Origin of the sequence: Croceicoccus sp. Ery5 (genome assembly GCF_020985325.1) — a bacterium.
In the GTDB taxonomy this organism is placed as follows: Bacteria; Pseudomonadota; Alphaproteobacteria; order Sphingomonadales; family Sphingomonadaceae; genus Croceicoccus.
Window position 1 is genome coordinate 3,479,947 of sequence record NZ_CP087587.1, and the last position, 16,736, is coordinate 3,496,682.

The 16,736-nt window shown below is 64.1% G+C and carries 14 protein-coding genes; 8 read left to right on the forward strand and 6 right to left on the reverse strand.

Annotated elements, in window-relative coordinates; translation table 11 throughout:
- Positions 1-7 precede the first annotated feature (7 nt).
- Together LOZ74_RS16470 and LOZ74_RS16475 are read right to left on the reverse strand one after the other, a co-directional pair.
- Positions 8-1,201 carry a hypothetical protein gene (locus LOZ74_RS16470; protein ID WP_230292083.1) on the reverse strand — a complete coding sequence of 398 codons (1,194 nt, stop codon included), beginning with the start codon at positions 1,199-1,201 and terminating at the stop codon, positions 8-10.
- Between the two features lie 182 nt (positions 1,202-1,383).
- A complete protein-coding gene (locus tag LOZ74_RS16475) occupies positions 1,384-2,628 on the reverse strand; it encodes a polyhydroxyalkanoate depolymerase (protein ID WP_230292084.1) in 1,245 nt (414 codons plus the stop codon).
- A gap of 356 nt (positions 2,629-2,984) precedes the next feature.
- Here LOZ74_RS16475 and LOZ74_RS16480 point away from each other — a divergent pair, with 356 nt between their 5' ends.
- The 8 genes from LOZ74_RS16480 to ribA all read left to right on the forward strand — a co-directional run bounded on the left by LOZ74_RS16480 (position 2,985) and on the right by ribA (position 9,379).
- On the forward strand, positions 2,985-4,712 hold the full coding sequence (locus LOZ74_RS16480; RefSeq protein WP_370638915.1) for an ABC transporter transmembrane domain-containing protein: 1,728 nt from the start codon (positions 2,985-2,987) through the stop codon (positions 4,710-4,712).
- A 62-nt stretch (positions 4,713-4,774) separates the two neighbouring features.
- Positions 4,775-5,029, forward strand: a complete 255-nt coding sequence (locus LOZ74_RS16485) for a GlsB/YeaQ/YmgE family stress response membrane protein (RefSeq protein ID WP_230279822.1) — start codon at positions 4,775-4,777, stop codon at positions 5,027-5,029.
- Positions 5,030-5,147: 118 nt separating this feature from the next.
- Positions 5,148-5,399: a hypothetical protein gene (locus tag LOZ74_RS16490; protein WP_230279821.1), complete on the forward strand. Its 252-nt coding sequence runs from the start codon at positions 5,148-5,150 to the stop codon at positions 5,397-5,399.
- A 173-nt stretch (positions 5,400-5,572) separates the two neighbouring features.
- Positions 5,573-5,890, forward strand: coding sequence for a hypothetical protein (locus LOZ74_RS16495; RefSeq protein ID WP_230279820.1), 318 nt, complete (start codon positions 5,573-5,575; stop codon positions 5,888-5,890).
- Positions 5,891-6,099: 209 nt separating this feature from the next.
- Positions 6,100-6,267 carry a 50S ribosomal protein L33 gene (gene rpmG, locus LOZ74_RS16500; protein WP_066764720.1) on the forward strand — a complete coding sequence of 56 codons (168 nt, stop codon included), beginning with the start codon at positions 6,100-6,102 and terminating at the stop codon, positions 6,265-6,267.
- Between the two features lie 155 nt (positions 6,268-6,422).
- Positions 6,423-7,115 (forward strand): outer-membrane lipoprotein carrier protein LolA, encoded by a 693-nt coding sequence (locus LOZ74_RS16505; protein ID WP_230292085.1) that lies wholly within the window; start codon positions 6,423-6,425, stop codon positions 7,113-7,115.
- Positions 7,116-7,503: 388 nt separating this feature from the next.
- Positions 7,504-8,298: an exodeoxyribonuclease III gene (xth, locus tag LOZ74_RS16510; RefSeq protein ID WP_230292086.1), complete on the forward strand. Its 795-nt coding sequence runs from the start codon at positions 7,504-7,506 to the stop codon at positions 8,296-8,298.
- Between the two features lie 7 nt (positions 8,299-8,305).
- Positions 8,306-9,379 carry a GTP cyclohydrolase II gene (gene ribA, locus LOZ74_RS16515; protein ID WP_230292087.1) on the forward strand — a complete coding sequence of 358 codons (1,074 nt, stop codon included), beginning with the start codon at positions 8,306-8,308 and terminating at the stop codon, positions 9,377-9,379.
- A 76-nt stretch (positions 9,380-9,455) separates the two neighbouring features.
- Here ribA and LOZ74_RS16520 read toward each other — a convergent pair whose 3' ends face one another.
- The 4 genes from LOZ74_RS16520 to LOZ74_RS16535 all read right to left on the reverse strand — a co-directional run bounded on the left by LOZ74_RS16520 (position 9,456) and on the right by LOZ74_RS16535 (position 16,706).
- Positions 9,456-10,937: a site-specific DNA-methyltransferase gene (locus LOZ74_RS16520; RefSeq protein WP_230292088.1), complete on the reverse strand. Its 1,482-nt coding sequence runs from the start codon at positions 10,935-10,937 to the stop codon at positions 9,456-9,458.
- A 296-nt stretch (positions 10,938-11,233) separates the two neighbouring features.
- A complete protein-coding gene (locus LOZ74_RS16525; protein ID WP_230292089.1) occupies positions 11,234-12,265 on the reverse strand; it encodes a patatin-like phospholipase family protein in 1,032 nt (343 codons plus the stop codon).
- A 69-nt stretch (positions 12,266-12,334) separates the two neighbouring features.
- Positions 12,335-13,357, reverse strand: coding sequence for an LD-carboxypeptidase (locus LOZ74_RS16530; protein ID WP_230292090.1), 1,023 nt, complete (start codon positions 13,355-13,357; stop codon positions 12,335-12,337).
- A 61-nt stretch (positions 13,358-13,418) separates the two neighbouring features.
- Complete coding sequence (locus tag LOZ74_RS16535) at positions 13,419-16,706, reverse strand: DUF748 domain-containing protein (protein ID WP_230292091.1); 3,288 nt, start codon at positions 16,704-16,706, stop codon at positions 13,419-13,421.
- Positions 16,707-16,736 lie beyond the last annotated feature (30 nt).

Below are 16,736 nucleotides of genomic sequence, written 5' to 3' on the forward strand. Positions count from 1 at the left end.
TGGCGGTTCAGACCCGCTTCAGTTCCTGCAAAGCCTCGCGCAGGCGGAAATCCTGCGGACCGGCACCGTTCGGGATCGGCCGGTGTTCGCGGCTTGCGTCGAGCAAGGGCATGGGTGACAGGTTCGCTTCCCCCAGCCGGTGCGTGGGCGCATTGGGACGCGGCTGATGCGTTTTGCCAAGCCCGATCGCCATCAGCGAGCCATAACCCGCGCCATCGTCGTCGGCATCCTCTTCCTCGTCCGCTTCGCCCGCGAACCAGTCGGCATCCATGCCGCCGGTCAGGCCCGGCGCGAAACGCGGTGCGCTGTGACCGTCATGGCCGGTATCGCGATACAGCGGCTGTACGCGCGCATGTGCCAGTTCGGGGGCAGGCTGCGGCACGGGTTCGGTCCGTTGCCACTGCGCCGGTTCGGGCGCGGCCTCGATGGCGGGCTCGAAAACGGGTTCGGGGCGGGCGAAGGCGGCAGGCTCCGGCTCAAAACCTGCGGGCTGCTCCCCGATCTCCGCGACCGGTTCTTCCTCGAATGCTTCCGGCCCGACCGCTTCGGATTCGACCGCTTCGGATTCGACCGGCGCTTCGGCGGGCTGTTCGCTTGCGGCATCGGGCATATCCCATCCTGCATCCTCGTCACCCCAGCCATGGTCGGGATCGGGCGCGGGGCGGACAGGCGCTTCGTCCTGCGCGGCGGCAAAACGGGCGAGATCCTCGCCATCGTCCTCGAACTGCACCGGCGATTCGATGTCGGCGTAAAAGCCGGTATTCGGAATCCGGTCGAAGCTGATCTCGTCATCCTTGGGCGCGGGCGGAATATGGCTCAGGTCATGCTTGGGCAATTGCTGCCCCGCAGGCGGCGCGGACAGACGCTCCAGCGGCGAACCGGCGCGCTTGGGCATGCCGTTGTTTTCACCCAGATGGCGGCGCAGACGCGGCACCGATGCGGCCGCTTCCTCGCGCGTGCCGACAGGATCGGTCGACCCTTCGGGCAAAACGCCCGCGACGGCCGAACCCAGCAGCAGGCCGAACACGCCGCCCAATACGCATAGCGCGATCGCGGCCATGCCCGCCGTCACCCCCGCCTCTGGCCCAAGGCCCACGTTGGCCAAAAGGCTGGTCAGGATTTCGGGCGGCATTTGCCAACCGGCAAAGGCCCCGCCGACGGCACCGCCGGCACGCAATACGAAAGCAATTATGCGAGTCATTCCGTTCATTCTTCCATCATGCACCGCAGTGCGCGAAGGCATCTTAAACGGAAAGGGTAAACGCCGGCATAAGACGGGGATCGGCCTGCGCCCTGAATTCAGGGCGCAAACAGCTGCAAATAAAGGTGAACATGCCCGCGCGCGCAGCCGGTAACCGCAAATGCGGTTTTCAGGCCGTGATCCTAAGCCACGGCCTGCAATTTGGGGCGCGCGTGATCGGCCATCCATTTTTCGACCACGGGCGCGATCTTACCGCGCCATTTCGACCCGTTGAAGATGCCGTAATGGCCAACGCCGGGGTGCAGATGGTATTTCTTGAGCGCGTCGGGCAGGCCGGGCGTCAGCGCCAGTGCGGCCTTGGTCTGTCCCACGCCCGAAATATCGTCGCGCTCGCCCTCTACGCACAGGATCGCGGTGTCGGTGATCTTGCCCAGATCGACGGTCTTGCCGCGATGGGTCAGCAGGCCGCGCGGCAGCAGATATTCCTTGAACACCGCGTTCACGGTCTGAAGGTAGAATTCCGCCGTCATGTCGCAGACCGACAGATATTCGTCATAAAAGGTCTTGGTCGCATCGGCGCTTTCGCCGTCGCCCGCCACCAGATGTTTGAACAGGCCATACTGGCTCATCATATGGTTGCTAAGGTTCATCGACATGAAACCCGACAGCTGCAGAAAGCCGGGATAGACCTTACGGCCCGCGCCGGGATAATGCATCGGCACGGTCTGGATCAGATATTGCTTGAACCAGTGCATCGGGCGGTTGACCGCCATCTCGTTCACTTCGGTCGGGCCTTCGCGCGTGTCGATCGGGCCGCCCATCATGGTCAGCGTGGCGGGGCGACAGGGATTGCCGTCGTCCGCCATCACTGCCGTCGCCGCAAAGGCAGGCACCGATGGCTGACACACCGCCACCATATGCGCGCCGGGGCCGATATGCTCCAGAAACTCGATAATATAGTCGATGTAATCGTCCAGATCGAACAGCCCGTCGGCCATGGGCACCATCTTCGCATCGGCCCAATCGGTGATATAAACCTCTGCATTATGCAGCATGCGCTCCACCGTGCCGCGCAGCAGCGTGGCATAATGCCCGCTCATCGGTGCGACGATCAGCACTTTGGGGCGGTCGGCGGGCAGGCCGGAATGGGTAAACCGCTTCAGATTGCCGAAGGGTTTGTGAAGCACGTCGGCCTCGGTCACCTCATGGGTCTTGCCGTCCATATGCACCGTGCCGATGCCGAAAGCGGGTTTGCCGCGCGGTTCGGCGGCATGGGCGAACACTTCCAACGCGGACGAGATCGTCGGGCCGAACCCCATCGAACCCACGGGATTCTTTGGATTATTCAGCCATTCCGCAGTGACCGACGCCATCGCGGTCGCCGAAGAGCGCCAGGCCTGCTGAATCTCGTAAAGCGAATAGAGCACGTGCAATTCTCCTTGCCGTCAGCCGCTTGCAAAAGCCCCTTATCGCCCTTGCAGCAAGACCGGCCGTTCCGCCCGCTAGGCACGGGCGATATTGCCCTTGTTTAGATCGTTACGGGGGTTCGTTGCAATGCAGCAATCCTGCGCGCAGTTCCGGATCGGGACGGGGCGGGTGCAGATTGCACGGGGATCAGCCATTTAACCCGCTTCAATCGGAGCGCGCTTTCCTCTACGCGGCTGTCATGACCGAGCCGACCAGCCTGACCCCAGCCACCGGATCCGCAAGCGAATCGCCGTCCCTGACGGGCGGGGCCGACGAAAGCGCCCCGGACGGCAAGAATGCCAAGCCCGCGCGTTCGATGGGGCCACTATGGATGCTGATCGGCGCAGCGGGGCGCTATCCGGGGCACATGATCGGCGCGGCATTGGCGCTTTTGACGACATCGGCGGCGACGCTTGCGATCCCGTCGGGCTTCAAGCTGGTGATCGACCGCGGCTTCGGCGAGGGGGAAATCACCCGCTGGTTCCAGTATCTGCTGATCCTCGTGCTGGTGCTGGCCATCGGCACCGCGTTCCGGTTCTTCCTCGTCTCGTGGCTGTCCGAACGCGTTGTCGCGGATCTGCGGTTGCGGGTTTACGACAATCTCGTCACCCTGCCCCCGTCGTTTTACGAAGAGAACAATCCGCGCGAAATCTCTTCGCGCATGACTTCGGACACCGCGATTATCGAACAGGTGGTCGGTTCGACCATTTCGGTCGCGCTGCGCAATGCGCTGACGGCGATCGGCGGCACGATATATATGTTCATCCTTGCCCCGAAGCTGACTGTGTGGCTGCTGCTGGCGATTCCCGCCGTGGTGATCCCGCTAGTGCTGATGGGCCGCCGCGTACGCCTGTTGTCACGGTCGAGCCAGGACCGCATCGCCGATCTGGGCGCGATGGTCAGCGAAGTGCTGGGCGGCATCCGCATCGTGCAGGTCTTCAATCAGGAAAAGCGCGAGGCGCAGCGTTTCGGCGGTGCGGTCGAGCGGTCGTTCGAAACCGCGAAAAAGCGCATCTTCATGCGCGCATTGCTGACGGCGCTGGCCATGGGGCTGGTGCTGGGCGCGCTGGTCGCGCTGATGTGGCGCGGCGCGCTGGACGTGCAGGCGGGGCATATCACCGGCGGCACGATTGCAGCTTTCGTCATTACGGCGGGCCTTGTCGGCGGCGCATTCGGCTCTTTGGCAGAGGTTTACGGCGATCTGCTGCGCGCGGCGGGCGCGGCGCAGCGGCTGGGCGAATTGCTGGCGACCCGGCCCGCCATTGCCGCCCCCGCCCGGCCGCAGGCGCTGCCCTACCCGCCGCGCGGATCGGTCGCGTTCCAGAATGTCACCTTCCGCTATCCCACGCGGCCCGACGACAAGGCACTCGACGATTTCTCGCTGACGGTAGAGCCGGGCGAGACCGTGGCCATCGTCGGCCCGTCGGGCGCAGGCAAATCGACCCTGTTCCAGCTGATCGCCCGTTTCTATGACCCGCAGGCGGGAAGCGTACGGGTGGACGGGATCGACCTGACCCGCGCCGATCCCGAAGACGTTCGCCGCCGCCTTGCCCTTGTGCCGCAGGAAAGCGTGCTGTTCGCCGCCAGCGCGCGTGACAATCTGCGTTACGGGGCATGGGATTCAAGCGACGAGGCCATCTGGGAAGCCGCCCGCGCCGCCAATGCCGAACAGTTCCTGCGCGCCTTGCCCGACGGGCTGGACACGTTCATCGGCGAAGGCGGCGCGCGGCTTTCAGGCGGCCAGCGCCAGCGTGTCGCCATTGCCCGCGCCCTGCTGCGCGATGCACCCCTGCTGCTGCTGGATGAAGCCACCAGCGCGCTCGACGCGCAGAGCGAGAGACTGGTGCAAGGCGCGCTGGAAACGCTGATGAAAGGGCGCACCACGCTGGTCATCGCGCACCGGCTGGCCACCGTGCGCGCGGCGGACCGGATCGTGGTGATGGAACACGGCGCCATTGTCGAACACGGGACCCATGCCCAGCTGGTCGAGCGTGGCGGCCTTTATGCCGGTCTGGCCGCATTGCAGTTCGAACAGGACGCGTAACGGCGGAACCAAATCCGGCAGCCCCTCGTTTCCTTGGCAAACGCAATCAAGAGGAATTCACGATGGGCATTATTATCATGATCATCGTCGGCGGCATCATCGGCTGGCTTGCCAGCATCGTCATGCGCACCGACGCACAGCAGGGTATCCTGCTGAACGTGGTCGTCGGCATCGCCGGCGCGCTTCTGGCCGGTCTGGTGGCCGGCGGCAATACCATTCTGAACGGCTTTAACCTGACGGCGCTGCTGTTCTCGTTCCTGGGCGCGGTCGTGCTGCTGGCAATCGTCAACCTGTTCCGTCGCGGCACCGTCCGTTAACGGCCATAACAATTTTTCTGTCGGGATGGCGGAACCTTTCGCCATCCCGATTCATTGTCAGGTTCAACGGCCAAGGCCGCCAACCGACAAAATCCGAAACCTTTCAAGGGGACAGACCATGAAGAAGATCATTGCTATCGCCAGCACCGCCGCTCTTGGCCTTGCTCTCGCCGCCTGTGACAGCCCGGCAGAGAACGCCATGGAAGACCAGGCCGAAGCGATTGACGAACAGGCCGAAGCCGAAGCCGATGCGATGGAAGATGCCGGCATGATCACCGACGAGCAGGCCGACGCCATCGAAGAGCAGGGCGAAGAAACGAAGGACGCGATGGAAGACGCTGCCGACGAAATGGACGCTGCTCCGCAATAAGAGCGCGCGTTTCGCACATTCCAGCGGCGCCGGAGCGATCCGGCGCCGTTTTGCGTTGGTTGCCCGGGCTTCCATGTCGTTATTGCAAAGCCGCCGGAACAAAGCGGCTTGCGAATGCTTGATGGGCAGGAGCCTGCAGGGTTCAGGCCGTACCAGTTTCGGGAGAGTTCAGCATGAGCAGCAATGTCGCGGAAATCGCACGGGGCGAGCGCGAGATGGAAGAAGTCGTCGCGTCCCGCTATCGCTCGTTTCAGGCGACGTCGCCCGACAAGGCCGTCGATATCGTGCCGACCGACCCGATCGAGGCCGACCGTTTCGATGCCATGCGCGCCGATGGCGTGATTCGCGGGGCGGAAGGCGGCTTCTATCTGGATGAGGCCGCGCTGACGCGTTTGCGCAAGGCGCGCAAGGGCTGGCTTTATGGCGGAGCGGGCGTGGCCGCCGTGCTGGGCGTGATCGCGGGTGTGGTACTGGGCCGAAGGGGCCGCTAATCGCCGCGCCTGCAGCCCGAATGCGGCGCAGAGCTTGACTTGCGCCGCCAATTCCAGCAAAGGCCCCCACGCTTTGGCAAGGCCTGCCGGTGATTCCGACGGATTACCGCAATCGCCCTGCCACGAGAATCGATTCTCAGACTTGAACCGGAACACCGCGCGGTAACGCCAATTGGTGCTGCCCGCATTAGGATATTTAGGAATACGCCATGGCGAAGCCCGCAACTGTCAAGATCCGGCTGGTCTCTACCGCCGATACCGGCTTCTTCTATGTGACCAAGAAGAACCCGCGCAACATGACCGAGAAGATGGTGCAGCGTAAGTACGACCCCGTCGTTCGCAAGCACGTCGAATTCAAGGAAGCCAAGATCAAGTGATCTTGCGCGCGGGCGGCGATGTTGCCGGCCCGCGCTCCTGTCTTCAGGCATTTTTCGGGCCATTCGCTGCCGGAAAAATCGGACGGAATTCCGGAACCCGCCGGTTCACCACGGGTTCAATGGCGACACGTCATGACACCGGGATGATTTCCGCAATGTTTTCAAACGCTCGCCCCGGGCGCACGCTCACCCTTGCTGCCGCTGCTTCGCTGGTCATGCCCGCCGCGCTGGCCCTTCCAGTCGCGCCCGCCATTGCCAGCTCCGGCTCTGCCAACTCTTCCGCGGCCAGCTCTTCCGCACAGGCACAGGACGATCTGGCCCGCGCCGTCGCGGCGCTTCGTGCCATCAAGACGATGAGCGCGGATTTCGTGCAGGTCGACCGCAACGGTCAGCAGCTGACCGGCAAGATGGTGCTGAAGCGCCCCGGCAAGATCCGCTTCGAATATCAAAAGGACGTGCCCGTCCTGATCGTCTCCGACGGTTCGCGGCTGACCATGCTGGATTACGAAGTCCGGCAAAAACAGGTCTGGCCGATCAGCAATAGCCCGCTGGGCGCCCTGCTCGACCCGGACAAGGATGTGATGCGCTATGGCAGGCTGATGCCGGTGCGCCATCCCGATCTGATCAGCGTGCAGGTCAAGGACCCCAAGCATCCCGAATACGGAACGATCACGCTGATCTTCAACAAGAACGCATCGGCCCCCGGCGGGCTGGAGCTGGAAAGCTGGGTCTCCGTCGATTCTCAGAACAAGATCACCAAGATCTTTCTTGACAACCAGCGCTATGGAATCCCCGTCAGCGACGGCACTTTTGCATTCAAGGACGTCCGTCCGAGGCAGAAACGCTGACCGTTAAGGCTCTTTAGGGCTAATTAACGGTCAATTGTGCGGGTATAGCGACGAACGGCCCTTTCCCTAACAGCTTCGTTCATCTAATCGACAGGCGTTCGGGCGTAGAAATTACCGAACAAGATGCGAGGGAATCGGGTTTCCCCCCTGTTGCCCGTCCCAACAAACCGCATCTTGCCGAGCGTGACGAACGCGAATGGCAACCCCCGACCCAATGCCCCCGGGTCGGGGGTTTTGCATATCCGGTTCCCTAAGCTCCGGTCCCCCAAGTTCCGAACCCCCTGCACGATAACGGTGTCGGTCTTGTGACAATCCCGTCACCCATCGCGACATATTCGGTGCAACTGCACGATTGGACTTTGATGGCGAAGGCCCTATGGCCCGCTGCATGGTCACCATCGCAACCTGGAACATCAATTCCGTCCGCCTCCGCCTCGATCAGGTCGAGCGTTTTCTGACAGAGCAGCAACCCGACGTGTTGTGCCTGCAAGAGATCAAGGTGGCCGAACATCTGTTCCCCCATGCCGCCTTTGAACGCCTTGGCTATACCCACCGCGCGGTGCACGGGCAAAAGGGCTATCACGGTGTCGCCACCGTTTCGAAACTGCCTTTGACCGAACTGACCCGGCACGACTGGCAGGACAATGGCGAGGCGCGGCATGTCGGCGTGGAAATCGGCGGCGCCGGCAAGGGGCTGCTGCTGGAGAATGTGTATATTCCCGCTGGCGGCGACGAGCCCGACCGCGAGATCAATCCCAAGTTCGGCCAGAAGCTCGACTTCCTTGAACGCATGGCGTTCTGGGCCGACACGGTGGACCGTCCCAGCCTGATCGTCGGCGATTTCAACGTCGCCCCGCTGGAACATGACGTGTGGAGCCATAAGGCACTGCTGAAAGTCGTCAGCCATACGCCCATAGAGGTCGAGGCGCTGGACCGTTTCAGGAATGCCCACGGCTGGGTCGACATCGGCCGCGAATATGTCGCGCCCGAGGAAAAGAGCTATAGCTGGTGGAGCTATCGCAACAAGGACTGGAAGGCGTCCAACCGCGGGCGGCGGCTGGATCACATGTGGGCCTCGCCCGATCTGGCGAAGCAGGCGCGCGATCATCGCGTGCTGCTCGATTGCCGCGATTGGGAGCGCCCGTCGGACCATATTCCGCTGATCACCAGCTTCGAGCTTTGATGCCGCGATGAGCGCTCCCTCTCCCTCTCGCCGGACTGCGCAGGCGGTGGATGCGCTGCGCCATGGCTGGCCGGTGCGGATCGCGGGCGGGGATGGCGCATTGCTGCTGATGCCTGCGGAAACAGGGCATGACGCGGGCGGCACGGCGGCGGGGCGATTGCTGATCTCGGCCGCGCGGGCGGCGACGCTGAAGCTGATCAACCAGAAGGACGCCGCCGTTCCCGATGCGCCCGCACTGATCCGCGCGGCAGAGCCTTTTACCCTGCAGGGCGCGCGCGAACTGGCCGATCCCTCACGCGATCTGGCCAATCCGCTGTCGGGCCCGTTTCGCGCCGAACCGCTGGAAGCGGGCGAGGCCGCGAAGGCCGCCATGGCGCTGGCGCGTATCGCGGGCATATTGCCTGCCTTTCTGGTCGCGCCCGAGCCTGCGGGCGAAGCGGTGGAGTTGAGCGCCAGCGACATCGCCGCGTTCGAGGATCCGGCCCGCCTGACCGTGCAGGCCCGCGCCCATCTGCCCACCCACGCGGCCGAGCAGGCGGAGATCGTCGCCTTTCGGGCGCCCGACGATCTGCGCGAGCATGTGGCGCTGGTCATCGGCAGGCAGAACGCCGACCGCGTGCCGCTGGTGCGGCTGCACAGCGAATGCCTGACGGGCGATGTGCTGGGCAGCCTGAAGTGCGATTGCGGCCCGCAACTCGATGCCGCACTGGCCGCCATGGCAAAGGAAGCGGCGCAAGGCGGCTGGGGCGTGCTGCTCTATCTGCGGCAGGAAGGGCGCGGGATCGGCCTGATCAACAAGCTGCGCGCCTATCGCCTGCAGGATCAGGGGTTCGACACGGTCGATGCCAATAACCGGCTGGGCCTGCCGACCGACGCACGCGATTTTCCGGTGGCGGCGCGCATGCTGGACCTATTGGGCGTGCGGCGGATCAGATTGTTGACGAACAATCCGATGAAGGTCGACACGCTGGCCGCGCTGGGCATCGACGTGGCCGAACGCGTGCCCCACGCCTTGCCCGCGAACCCGCACAACGCCCGCTATCTCGACACCAAGCGCGACCGGACGGGGCATCTGCTGTAGGTGCTTCGATCAAATCCTTGAGGCGGCTGCAAACGGCGACGATTGCATCCAGCGATCCTCACCATCCGCCAAGCCCCTAGCCCTGCAACGCCGCGTTGATCGCGCGTTCGGCGGGCGGCAATGCCAGTTCGGCATCGTCCGCGAATGCAAAGTCCACCGGCATGGCATTGGCCGCCAGCGCCAAGGACAGCGCCGCGCGCCTTTGTGCGACGGGCAGCATGTCGAACGCCGCCCAGTCCCACAGACCACCCTTGCCATCGTGGAGCAGCCAGCCCAGATCGCGCGCGCGTCTGGCCAAAGCCTGCTGCGTCACGCGGTCGCGCCAGTCGGCCAGTCGGCAGAACACGAACGACCCGCCACCTTTCCAGCCGGTTCGTTTCGAAATGCCGACATTGTCGCCCGCGACCACTTTCTTCATGCGTTCCAGCGTGATGGTGCCCGCATAATCCATCTGCTCCACACCGATCCAGCGGCGGCCCAGCTTGTGCGCGGCGGCGGCGGTGCTGCCCGATCCGGCGAAGAAATCCAGCACGATATCGCCCGGATCGGTCGAAGCCTCGATAATGCGTTTCAGCAGTGCTTCGGACTTCTGGCCCTTCACATCGGGTGTACCCAGCAGTTTCGACACGCTTTCGCCCGCATAGGATGTAATGGCGACCGAATTCAGCCGGTCGTAATTGCTGGCGTTCCACACATCCTCGACCGGATAGCGGGCGGGCAGGCCGATGGTTTGCGCGGCTTTCATCACGCGGCGCACGGCGGCTTTGCCCAGCCCCTCGCCTTCCAGCAGCGATGACAACTGCGCCGCCTCTGCCGGTTTGAAGCGCGGGGCGAAATCGTCGGGGCCCAGATAGGCCTTGTTGAATTTCATACGCTGCGCGTCTTGGCTGTAGAACAGGATCGTGTCGTGATTGCGGATGAAATTCCGTGCCCGCGTCTTGAAGCCGGAAAGCCAGCCGATGCGCCAGATAATCTCGCGCTGGAAATTGGCCGGGCCGAACACATCGTCCATCAGCACTTTCAGATAATGCGCCTCGTTGAAGTCGATGTTCACATAGATGCTGCCGTCGGGCGCCAGCAGGTCGCGCGCGAACAGCAGGCGGGCGCGCATAAAGCCCAGCCAGTCGGCCCGCGTGAAACGGTCGTTATAGGCAAAGGACCCGCTGGCCGTGTTGTAGGGCGGGTCGATATAGATCAGCGTAACCCTGCCGCGATAACGGCGGCGCAATGTGGCAAGGACTTGCAGGTTCTCACCCTGAACCAGCAGATTGTCGTGCAGGTCCAGATGCAAACAGCGCTGCGCCGTGTCGCCGCCGTCCCATAGGGCGAAATCCGTCAGCAGCTTGGGCGATAGCAGGCGGGTGACTTCCTGCGGCTCGCGCACAGGATCGCGATAGAGGCGCGCGGCGACGCGATCGTCGTGGCCAAGCCCCCCTTCAAGCCATTGGCCGCGCCATTTCCATTCCAGCGACACATCCTGCCCGCGGCTGGCAGCAGGCTGCGGCAGGCCGGCCAGAAATGCCTGCGTTTCGTCCTGCCTGTCCGCCTGTTCCCGCATAGGGAAAAAGGGGTGCCCATCGCGCCATGCACGGTCAAGCGAGGAACAGCGTTTGACCCCCGCGCAACGCGAATGGCCAAAATCTTAACCATTCGCCGCCATATTCGCACCGGGTCCGCAATCGGGCCGCAACCAGGAGAACCGTAATGATCACCGCAATGGCCATCGTCGGCACCGGCGTCAGCTTCGCCGCTTCGGTTTGGGCAACCCGCCAGATCGCAGCCCAGGATGCTGCAAAAGGCAGCCGCCTGAGCCGATAACGGGCGCCGGACCCCGGTCTGGCGCCCCGCTAACCCTTAGGAAGGCCCGTAACGGTCGGTCAGGTCCACCGTGCTGGCCTTACCCAATTGCCGCCCCTTTTTACGCAGCCATTCCCTGGCCGAGCGGCGACCCGCGCATTGCAAGGTGATCAGCATGCGCCACACCGGCAGCAGTTTCGATTCCGGTTCCATCCCCGCCAATAATGGCTGATCGTGAATCTCGTGAATGCGCAGCCGTTGCAGGCTGCCCAGCAGGCCATTCGTGGGCCGCAGGTGCAAAACCGCCTTTTGCATCAGGTCCAGCCCGCGCAATTCCTTGATCAGGGTCTGGTTGAAACCCAGCTCGGTAATGCGATTGGCGATCCCTGCGGGGCTGTGCGGCGTGGTGTCGCGCGTGATCGGGTTGATGGTGACCAGTAGCAGATCGTCGTTCGCACTGTCCTGCACCAGCGGGATGATCGGCGGATTGGCGCTGTAACCGCCATCCCAGTAATCCGCGCCATTGATCCGGATCGGCGGGAACAGCAGCGGCAGGCAGGCCGAGGCCAGCAGCGCATCGGTCGACAGATCGGCATTGCGGAAAATATGCGCCCCGCCCGTGCGAGCATTGGTGGCCGATACGAAAACCAGCGGCGCGTCTTTCGATCTGATTGCGCCAAAGTCGACGAATTCATCGATCAGACGGCGCAATATATCCTGCGCGGGACGGCCCAATTCGGGCGATGTGGGCAGCGATATGTCCTTGAACATCGCAGTCCACCATTCGCTCATTGCCTCAAAGGCAAAGGGGAATGCCTCGGCCATGGGGATCAACGGCCCCGCGTCACGGCCCGAACGGTTCAGCGCCTTCCAGAACGCCCACAGCCGTCGTCCGGCTTCTTCCGGACCGCCGATGGCCAGCCCCGACGCCAGCACCGCGGCATTCAGCGCGCCCGCACTCGCCCCGCTGACCGCGCCGATGCGGATATTCTTTTGTTCCAGCAGGCAATCGAGCACGCCCCATGTAAACGCGCCATGCGCCCCGCCGCCCTGAAGCGCCACGTCGAGATGATGGACCGTGTGGGGCATTTGCGGCTCCGTTTATGCTGCACTGCAACATAGGCTTGCAAGGTGCCGGTTGCAATGGCGGCCGCGCTGTCAGGCGACGATCGCCTGCAATATCGCCAGCGTGCCCTGCCCCGCGTCAAGGCGCACTTGCGCGCCCGACGGCAGGCTCAGCTGGTTCGCCACATGGCCGATATTGGCCCCGATGCACACCGGCACGCCCAGCGCGCCCAGATGGTGGCGCATCACATCGGCCACGCTGACGCTGTCGGCGGTGCGCGCGGCGCAATTGGTGCACTGCCCGAAAATCACGCCCGCCACCTCTGCCAGCATGCCCGACAGGGCAAGCTGGCTCATCATCCGGTCGATGCGATAGGGGGCCTCGCCCACATCCTCCAGAAACAGTACCGCGCCGCACATGTCGGGCATCCATGGCGTGCCGACCAGCGCCGACAGGACCGACAGATTGCCGCCCAGCAGCCGCCCCTGCGCCACCCCGTCCGACAGCACTTCAAACTCGGGGTGTGGCCAGCCGCCATGTCGCCGCAGATCCAGCACGGGGGCCGAACCGGCAAAGGCCAGCCACCACAGGCTGTTCCAGCTGTCCGCAGGCCAGCGGCCGCCCGCATTGGGCGCATGCAGCGTGGGGAAACCGGCGCGCGCGGCAAAGGCCAGATGCAGGCCGGTGATGTCGGAAAAGCCGATCAGCAGTTTCGGGTTGGCCCGCACCGCGTTCCAGTCGATCAGCGGCAGGATACGCGCGCTGCCCCAGCCGCCGCGCACCGCGAACAGGGCGCGCACGTCGGGATCGGCGATCATCGCATTGATGTCGGATGCGCGTTCATCGTCGGTGCCCGCCAGATAGCCTTCGACCGCGCCGACATGGGGTGCCAGTTTCGGGCGCAGCCCCATGGCGCGGACCATATCGGCCACCTCGGCGATTTGCGACGGGTCCTCCAGCGGGCTGGCCGGTTCGACCAGCGCGACAATATCGCCCGTGCGCAAGCGCGGCGGCAGGCGTGTTGCCAGGCGGGCCGGTTTCGCCAGAGCGGGCAAACCGCCACCCAGCACCAGTCCCGCCGCTGCCCCCAAGATCGCCCGCCTGTGTGCCATCATCGCGCCATAGCACGCCGCGCCCGCAGCGCCAGGTGGCCGCCATGCCTGCCGCAAGGGCCCGTCACTTGATCTGCAATTCCAGCCGCGCAAAATCCTCATGCGCCGTAACGGCCAGATCGGTGTTGGTGAACACGCGTTCAGGCGCGACCGTGCCGTCGGCCAGCAACGCATCGCGCACCGCGCGGGCACGGCCCATGCCCAGCTCGTAAAGTTCGGCGTCGGTCGGCATGAAGGACGGGCGCAATTCCTCTCTCATCCAGTCGGTTTCCAGATATTTGCGCGCATCGCCGCCATCCAGCTCCTCCGCATCCTCGCCTGAACCGTCGACCGGCGCGGGGATGCTGCCGTCTTTCAGGCCGGTTTCGAAATCGGGCGGCTCCGGCTTGCTGCCGGTGCGGTCCTTGTAGATCTTTTTCATCCGGTCATAGCGCTTGTCGACCGACAGGCTGGCAAGATCGGGCACCGCGCCATCCTCGATCTCTTTGGCCAGCAGCAGCGCATCGATCCGCTCATCCGCGATGGCGACCGCATCCTCGCGGATGCCGGGGCCTGCGGGGATATCCAGCTGCAGTTCCTCGCGATCCGCCATGGCTTTCGACAGGGCGGCAATCGCCTCTCCCGAAGCGGCGGGCAGTTCGGCGCTGCCGGGCGCGAAATCGACGAATTTCGCATCCTCCGCCCCTGCGAACAGCGAACCCAGCAGACGGAAGGGCGCGGTGATCGCCTTTTCGATCAGATTGCCCACGATCTGCCAGATGATCGGCCCGACGCGGAAGGTCGGGTCGTCCAGCGTGCCCTTTACCGGCACGTCCAGCTTGATCACCCCGTCCTTGTCTTTCAGCAGCGACGCGGCAAGCCGCACGGGGAACGGGGCCTTTTCCTGGCTGTCGGTCGGATCGCCCCATTTCAGCTGGTCGATGATGACCAGATGCTCCGCTTCCAAAGCGCGGTTCCGGATATGATAGGTGAATTCCGCCGTCAGCTTGCCACGCGCAATGGCGTAGCCCGCATAACGACCCGAATAGGGATTGAAGACAGGGAGCTCGATATTGCGGAACACCACGTTCATGTCTGTTTGCCGATCATAGCCGAACACATCCATCGTCCCCGCAATCGTCGCGGGCGAGAACCGGTCGACGACGAAGCCTTCCAGCTCCACTTGCGTCAGCTGGCCCGGACTGGTGGTGATATTGGTGAGCGAGCCGGACAGCGACTGGATCTGCGCCTGAAAATTGGGCTCGATCGAGAAATCGGCGAAACCCACCGTGCCGTTCCGCACATCCAGCCGCCTTAGGGTGATATCCATATCGGGCATGGCCGATGCGCCGCCTGCCGTTACCGGCGCGGGCGCGGGCGCGGGTGCGGACGTGAAACCTGCCACTTGCGGCATGATCTGCCCGTCGATCACGCGGTAATTCTCGCCCGTGGCGTTGGATGCGGGCAATTCGACCAGCGATACGCCTTCGCCGGCCTGTTCGGGCTTTGCGATGGCGGGCGGCACGGCAATGGCGGGTTCCGCATCGGCGGGCGCTGCATCGCCGTCGGCAGGGTCATCGGGGCCAGTCGGGACAGGCGCGAAACCGGTGGCTCCGGTGAAATTATAACTGCCGTCGGCCAGTATCTCGACCCGTCCCACAGGCTCGACCAGCAGGCCGTTGGCGATGGTCAGCCGTCCGGGCGCATAATCCATGCCGTTCAGCGCAAAGCTGCGCCATGCGACCAGCGCCGCGCCCGATGCCGCATCGTTGACTGCCAGATTATCGACCCGCATCCTGCCGTTGAACCGCGCCTTGGTAGCATCGCCGCCCGCCACGCGGATCTTGCCCGCCGCGCCCATCAGCGCGCTGCGCACCTCCATCCCCTGCATCGCGGGCATATAGGACCGTAGTTGATCGATCGAGAGGCCCGCCATCTGGAAATCGATATCGGCGTCCAGCGTCGCGGGGGTCACTCTGCCGCTGGCGCGAAAGGCGGTGCGCCCGTCGAGCTTTCCGTCCAGCTCGACCGAGGCGGCGCGCGCCAGATCGCTGCCCAGATCGCGCGCCGCGATATTGACGGGTGCGACATTGAACCGCGCGACGGGGGAGACGGCGCGATCCTCTACCGCAAGGCGCGCATTTTCGACCCGCGCCTCGCCCAGTTCGACCGTCCAGCCTGCTGCGCCATTATCATTTGCGGGTGCGGGTGCGGCTTGCGGTAGTGATGCGGGCATCATCTTCATCAGGCTGATCGAGCCATCCGCCTCGCGCCGGACCGCCATGCTGGGTTCGGCAATCACAAGGCTGGCGATGGTCAGGCGCGATGCGGGCTGGTCGATGGCGATATCGGCCACGCGCAATTCGGGCACGGCGATGGCGGCATTTTCCGCGTTTTCGCCCGGCCCCGCGACGCGCAGGTCCTTTACCGCGACCATCGGCACTTTCGCGGTCATCCCGCCATCCTGCCAGCGTATCCCGCGCAGAGAGGTTTCCACGCTGGCCAGGCCGACCGCGCCGCTGAACATGCCGGGCCTGCCGCTGATTTCCATTCCCGACAGGCTGATTTCAGGCATATCCGCCCGCACATCCATTGCCCCGTCGCGAAAGGCGAAATCGTAATTCAGGGCAAGGCTGGCGCTGCCCGCATCCAGACCCACCGGCAGATAATCGCCAAAGAACTTGGCGACGGTTTCCATCTGCAGATCGTCAAGCGTCAGCGCGCCTTTCGACGCAACGGGCGCCATGGACGCCGTGCCGCGCCATGCCAGCGCCTCTCCCCGCACGCTTTTGGCATCGAAATTGAACTGGCCGCCGTCGCTGCTGTCGGTCTGGAAATCCAGCAGGGTAAAGCTGATCGGCTTCAGCGCCTTGGCAGGCCTGTCGGTCTTGCTGTGATCGGCAAAGTCCAGATGTCCGCGGTCGATGGTGAAACGGTCGATCCGCAGCGAGGGGAACGGTTCGTCCGGATCGGTTTCGGGCATCAGCTCTATCAGATTGAGCGTGCCGTCAGGATAAAGCACCGCATCGGCATAGGGTGCCTCGACCGTAAATTCCTTGAGGTGATAGGTGCCCGTGAACAGCGAGGACGCCTGCATGTCGATACGCAGATGGCTGGCCGCGACCATGGGCTTTGCCCCGTTCGCATTCATCGGCCCCGCAATGGCGGCATCGGCAATATCGAGCGTAAGGGTAAAGGGGTCGAAGGCGATTTCGCCCATCGTCAGTGTTTTGCCCAGCTCCTCCTGCGTCCAGTCGGTCGCCATGCTGCGGACCATTTTCGGCACCAGATAATAGCCCGCCAGCGCATAGAGCCCCACCAGCGCCGCCACCGACGCCAGCGCGATGACCGACCTGCGCACCCAAGTTTTCATTCCCGCCGCCCCCGCCTGCTGCCCGTTCGC

Bases quoted from the DNA above. Each gene is read 5' to 3' on its own strand.
- LOZ74_RS16470 (WP_230292083.1), bottom strand. From the start codon at position 1,201: ATGACTCGCATAATTGCTTTCGTATTGCGTGCCGGCGGTGCCGTCGGC.
- LOZ74_RS16480 (WP_370638915.1), top strand. From the start codon at position 2,985: ATGGGGCCACTATGGATGCTGATCGGCGCAGCGGGGCGCTATCCGGGG.
- LOZ74_RS16485 (WP_230279822.1), top strand. From the start codon at position 4,775: ATGGGCATTATTATCATGATCATCGTCGGCGGCATCATCGGCTGGCTT.
- LOZ74_RS16490 (WP_230279821.1), top strand. From the start codon at position 5,148: ATGAAGAAGATCATTGCTATCGCCAGCACCGCCGCTCTTGGCCTTGCT.
- LOZ74_RS16495 (WP_230279820.1), top strand. From the start codon at position 5,573: ATGAGCAGCAATGTCGCGGAAATCGCACGGGGCGAGCGCGAGATGGAA.
- rpmG (WP_066764720.1), top strand. From the start codon at position 6,100: ATGGCGAAGCCCGCAACTGTCAAGATCCGGCTGGTCTCTACCGCCGAT.
- LOZ74_RS16505 (WP_230292085.1), top strand. From the start codon at position 6,423: ATGTTTTCAAACGCTCGCCCCGGGCGCACGCTCACCCTTGCTGCCGCT.
- xth (WP_230292086.1), top strand. From the start codon at position 7,504: ATGGTCACCATCGCAACCTGGAACATCAATTCCGTCCGCCTCCGCCTC.
- ribA (WP_230292087.1), top strand. From the start codon at position 8,306: ATGAGCGCTCCCTCTCCCTCTCGCCGGACTGCGCAGGCGGTGGATGCG.
- LOZ74_RS16520 (WP_230292088.1), bottom strand. From the start codon at position 10,937: ATGCGGGAACAGGCGGACAGGCAGGACGAAACGCAGGCATTTCTGGCC.
- LOZ74_RS16525 (WP_230292089.1), bottom strand. From the start codon at position 12,265: ATGCCCCACACGGTCCATCATCTCGACGTGGCGCTTCAGGGCGGCGGG.
- LOZ74_RS16530 (WP_230292090.1), bottom strand. From the start codon at position 13,357: ATGATGGCACACAGGCGGGCGATCTTGGGGGCAGCGGCGGGACTGGTG.
- LOZ74_RS16535 (WP_230292091.1), bottom strand. From the start codon at position 16,706: ATGAAAACTTGGGTGCGCAGGTCGGTCATCGCGCTGGCGTCGGTGGCG.